At 51.3% G+C, this 5,174-nt stretch carries 4 protein-coding genes; all 4 read left to right on the top strand.

Translation table 11 applies throughout. The features are described 5' to 3' along the window. Nucleotides 1–285, top strand: a 285-nt coding sequence (locus K309_RS41205; RefSeq protein WP_232232629.1) for a transposase, incomplete at its 5' end; no start/stop codon positions are given. A 206-nt stretch (nucleotides 286–491) separates the two neighbouring features. Beyond that, a complete protein-coding gene (locus tag K309_RS0133765) occupies nucleotides 492–752 on the top strand; it encodes a hypothetical protein (protein WP_029050330.1) in 261 nt (86 codons plus the stop codon). Between the two features lie 25 nt (nucleotides 753–777). Continuing rightward, complete coding sequence (locus K309_RS42255) at nucleotides 778–1,197, top strand: hypothetical protein (RefSeq protein ID WP_156914540.1); 420 nt, start codon at nucleotides 778–780, stop codon at nucleotides 1,195–1,197. A 115-nt stretch (nucleotides 1,198–1,312) separates the two neighbouring features. Continuing rightward, complete coding sequence (locus tag K309_RS0133755; protein WP_084402702.1) at nucleotides 1,313–3,529, top strand: AAA family ATPase; 2,217 nt, start codon at nucleotides 1,313–1,315, stop codon at nucleotides 3,527–3,529. The last annotated feature ends 1,645 nt before the right edge of the window (nucleotides 3,530–5,174 follow it).

The raw sequence follows: 5,174 nt of genomic DNA, 5'->3' as shown, positions 1-5,174 counted from the left end.
AATCGCCGCCAGCGCAGAATGCTCAAACGTCGCCAGGCAGTCGAGCCTGTCATCGGTCATGTCAAAGCGGATCACGGCATGCGCCGGAACTGGTTGAAAGGCGAAATCGGTGACACTGTCCATCCGATCCTCTGTGCCGCAGGCTTCAATCTCCGTTGGCTGCTGCGGGCCATTGCCCGCCTCGGTATCCGCGGGCTTTTTTTCGTCTTAGCTTTGCTCACAGGGATGGCCCGGTTCGCCACCGATGCCGCCAATCGACTCAGCCCACATGCCGCAGTCGTTTGATGAGGGCCCAGAATCCTCCGCCTTTCAGTCACGCTGAGCTCTCAGACTGAATTTTTCAGGTCCGACTATTTATATGATGATGGATGTGTTCCAACACATAGCACGGCAAACATGAATGCCTATCTGAAGCGCCTTTCTGTATTAGGCAAGCTTCAGATCATTGGCTCAGTTCCTAATAAGTGAACAGGAAAAAGGAAAGATAAATCATGACTGAAATATTAGTCCTCGTGAAGGGGAATCCTTCCGAGGCAGCAATCGAGTGCATGCTCGTGAAGGTCCGCCAGCAGACGTACGCCAACGACTGGAAGTCCATCAGGACCGTCAGGTTCATGGGTCAAGGCAGCGTGCAGCGCGATTGGATGGATGGCGCCCGGCATGTCTGGTTGATCGATTTCACTGTGGATCCGATCAAGCTCCAGAAACTGAAAGGCATTGACCCGGAAGGTCAGCTCAAGGGCTTGGACTGAAAGGAATAGATATGAAGGAGGGGGTATGGAAAACGGACACTGCCAAGCCAATCCAGGATGGAAATGTGGATATCTTCTTCAAGACGAGATATTGGATCCTTCAGAAGTACTTATATCTTTAATCGAAGATACTCTTGAAACCATTATCATGTGGGATGAGGAAACTCTCGATCCGATTACGGCTAGAGGAAGGAAATCCATAAGATTTGATTTTGATAAAGTATCTTTCCTCATAGATCCTGATGGTCGCATCCTGATTCCATCAAATAGTAACAGGTGGAATAGTTTAGACGACTTTATCGAGAGTATTAGGCGAGTATTCAAACTCCAATTTCAGATACAAATTGCTGATATGGAAGCAAGAGAATGCCAGGAAAGAGAAAAAAGGAAAGAAAGGAGGGAACACCAGAAAAGAAAAGCCAGATCAGGGGAGTGTAAATCCTGACCCGGCAAAAGCATTTAAATGAACCTGGGGGTTCGATCTTGATTATATCTCATCAATTCGCATCGGACCTCCTCTTTTTCGGGCTTGGGGAATACTGCCTTTAAGGAGTGTATCTATGCCTTCACCCACATCAGAAGAGGTTGCCCGGCGCGCTGCCAAGAGACAACCAATCCGGAAAGATGCCAATGGGCACGAGTATCTTACTGCCAAGCAGATGCCCCCGAAGAAGATCCCGCCGGGCATTGCCGCGCTGATCAGGAAGGCCGAGCAGCCTACCCTGTTCCTGTGCCGGAATCGCAAATACCCTTACTATGACCGCGACAAGCCACGTGGCGGAACCAAGGCGCATCCGCTAGAGCTGGACACCCTGAAGGACCTGCGCCAGCTGCATCACTACACTGAAGCCCGTGAGATCGCCATCAGAGGGCAATTCGACGGCATGGGCATTGCCATCAGTGGTGGCCTGATAGGCGTCGACTTCGACCACATTCTGGATGCGGACGGCAACCTGATCAAGAGCCATCGTGGTTACAAGCTCCTGATGGCAATGAAGCAGGCGGGTGCCTATATCGAGAAGAGTCCATCAGGTACAGGCTTGCATGCACTTGGCTATACCACTGAAGAATGGCGTGAAATGCCGCCTGTATTCATCAAGGAAACCAATGGCAAAAAGCAAGTTGAAGTATATGCCCGTCGCCGGTTCTTCACTCTGACCGGTGATATCTGGCAAGGGTGCGATGGCCTAGAGCCAGCAGACCTGACAGACTTCTATTACGACGCACAATCCATCAGGGGAGCCAGCCAACGGAATCAGAAAAAGTCTAGGACACAAGGCGATGAGGGTGAGCTTGCATTCAAGGCAGTCCATGAGGGTGCGCTGCTAGAAAAGGCGCTCAGGTCAGTACCTTGCGACGACCGCGATGAATGGATGGGTGTTGGCTGGGCACTCAAGCACTACTGTGAAGAATTCAACTTGTCCACTGATGTGGCCAAGGCAATGTGGATCGATGCATCGGCTAAGTCCATAAACTATGGCGGAGAGGAGAAGGAAGGCGCGAAGTGGGATACAGACTTTGTCATCAATAGGAACAAGGCAGACCATGAAATCATCCACTATCCATACATCTTTACGCTCGCCGACAAGTACGATCCAGGATGGCGGACCAGGAAGGAAGAAAATGAAGAGGAGCCGGACGTCGAAGAAGAGGATGAATTAGACCTTTCAGACATCCAGAAGTTCTTGTTCAGCGATGCCGACGAGGCCGAGGCCGAAGTGCCGATTACTCCGATCATTGCCTTGTTGCTTTATGCGGATGTTGCCCAATTCATTGCCCCCGGCGGAATAGGCAAGACTACCCTGATCACCTTGCTCGGGATCCACATCATCCTAGGCAAGGATTTCATGGGCTACAAGATCGAGCGACCGGGTCCAGTTGTGTTTTTCAGTCGTGAGGACAACCGGCGCTTGTTCGGCCAGAGGTTCTTCAAGATGCTGGATGACCTTAACCTCACTAAGGAACAACGGCAGCAAGTCAAGGCCAATTTCTATATGGTCGATGCCAGTTCCAATCTGGAATACAGGCTAGTGAATTGCAAGGGTAGTGTATTAAGCCATAGCGAATCAGTCGATGAGATCATCGAGAGATTCAAGGACGTCAAGCCGTCGATGATCGTGCTCGACCCGGCAATCCGCTTCGGTCCTGGCGAAGCCAAGGTCAATGACGGGGAAGACATGCTCGTCCAGGCCGGCAAGAGGATCTGTGGAAAGCTAGATTGCGCCGTCATGTTTTCCCATCACACGGGTAAGGAATCGGCCCGCCGTGGGGATGGACACCAATATGCAGGTCGCGGTGGCTCCGCTTTCTCAGACGGCTGCCGGATGGTCTTCGTCTGCAAGAAGTACTTTCCAGACAATCATCCTTGCCATAACCAGAACCCAACTGAACATTGGCCAGGAATCGGTTCACTCAGTGGGAATGAGGTCGGTTATGAACTGCTACGACCTAAGAATAGTTATATTCCAGATGAAGAACGAGTTCCAGTACTCTTCGTCCGAAATGGCTTCGGGTTCCGCCAGGTGGAAGCCGATGTCAGAAAAGTTGAAATGACTCTTAAGGATCGGATCCTTCAGGCTTTCCAGAATGGATCAGTCGGACTCAAGCCTAATGGAACTATGCTTTCCGAACAGTTGGAAGGAGGAAGGAATAGGAATGGGGTAAATGAGGCCCTGAGTGAATTAGTTGGGGAGAAGTTGCTCGAACAGATGGGCAAGAGCAAGAAAGACCGGTGGTATGTGTTGATCGATCAAGATGAGGGGGAAGAAATGCAATAAAGAGCATAACTAGGCACAAAACTAGGCGCGAAACTGGGTTATTGCATAAGATCTGGTGCATTAAAAGTGCATAAGAACCGAAAACTACCCGGAAAGGCTTATGCAGCTTAGAACATTAGCCTTGAATTTAATGCATCTGCTCTGGTGCATTAGATATGCATAAGCAAAAGAGCCGGGGGAAACCCCTCGCACCGGAGGGAGAGGAGAGCGCTTTCAAGCTCTCTCTCCTCCCGAGGACCCGGAGGGGAAAATTTCTTATGCACCAATGCATCTTCCCTTATAGGGTGCATAAGAAAAGGTGCATAAGAAACAGGCGAGCCTTTCTGATGGAACCCATGGCAAGGTTGCGCCCCGGCTCCGGTGCCAATGAGCTTATTAGCGCATATGCTGCCAAATGGCCGCCAGGACCACGTAGGACCGCGGGAAGCCCAAGCAGCTACCTACCCATTAGGCCACCTGCGCACGCGGCCCAGAGCCGCACGGCGCTGGTCCGGCGGGCAGCAAAGGGGTCTCCAAAGCCCCTTGGTCCGGTGGTCCCCGGTGCCCATTGGCCGGTGTGCTTAATAGGTCCTATAGCCGGGGAGCTGGGGTTTCCTGCCTTGGCTGGTGTGTATTCCGGTGGGACCATCAAACTGATATGGGCTAACACCTATGGCTGGTGTGTATCAGATACATACACCATGAACCGATCAGCACATTGCGTTTGATTGGGATAAGCACATCAAGGACATTGGCTCATGGGCCAGGCAAAGGCCCCTATCACCTTGATGGCAATGCATCCTCCCCCACCTACATCATTAATGATAATTATTTCTGAAGCCAACGGCCTTACGGGCGGCTCGCACTAAAACGGGGCGGGGGGCTTGCTTAAATTTTACTCGAGAAATTCAAAAGCGGTGCCCATATTTTTCAGTTTCTGATATTGTTCGAATGGTTTAAGGTCGCCACTCATGAAAAAGGAGTGAGTGTCGCTCTAAATCGCCAAGAATAATTACCCCTTGATTGGCTCTAATCCCTCACTGACGCGCCTTAATCAATATCGGTTTGCAACTTCTGAGACGCAAGATAATATAAATCAACGTCTTAAGGAGGCCTAAACTATGCATCCCCTTTCCGGAGACGCCAATCCAATGCGCCTGGAGCACGTTCGCGCCAAATTCAGAGGTGAGCGCAATCCAATGCACAAGCCTGAGGTCAGAGACAGGCATTTCACAGCAATGCGCAGTCCGGAGACACGGGCAAAGCTCTCCCAAAGAGCCACGCAGCAGAACGCCATCACCCGCCTCTATATCCAGCTGTCAGGATATGACGGACCCAGGCATAAGGTTAAAAAAGCCGTTGCACTTGAATGGTTATCTACGAATGCCCCTTCCCAGCTTTCCACTCTCTTGGAGGAAATATGCACTTCCAGCACGGAAACACCGGCAAGGTGCGATCGGTAGTGACACGCGAGCGTATGCGACAGGCAAAGTTGAACATGTCTCCGGAAACCCGGAAAAAGATGTCTGAGAGCGCCAAGCGCTTATGGGCACTTAGAAGGGAATTCCAGGCAGCCACGAGATAAAGTCAAATCTGGTGTACGAAGGTTGATCGTGGCCGGTTCTCAGGCGGCGAGTTTCTGCTGATCCGGCGGATTGTCTTGCGC

It is taken from the genome of Cupriavidus phytohabitans (assembly GCF_000426345.1).
GTDB lineage: Bacteria > Pseudomonadota > Gammaproteobacteria > Burkholderiales > Burkholderiaceae > Cupriavidus.
Note: the sequence above shows the minus strand (reverse complement) of the source record. Positions and strands in the feature narration are given on the sequence as shown.

Coding starts and splice junctions, on each gene's coding strand:
- K309_RS0133765 (WP_029050330.1), top strand. CDS start 492: ATGACTGAAATATTAGTCCTCGTGAAGGGGAATCCTTCCGAGGCAGCA.
- K309_RS42255 (WP_156914540.1), top strand. CDS start 778: ATGGAAAACGGACACTGCCAAGCCAATCCAGGATGGAAATGTGGATAT.
- K309_RS0133755 (WP_084402702.1), top strand. CDS start 1,313: ATGCCTTCACCCACATCAGAAGAGGTTGCCCGGCGCGCTGCCAAGAGA.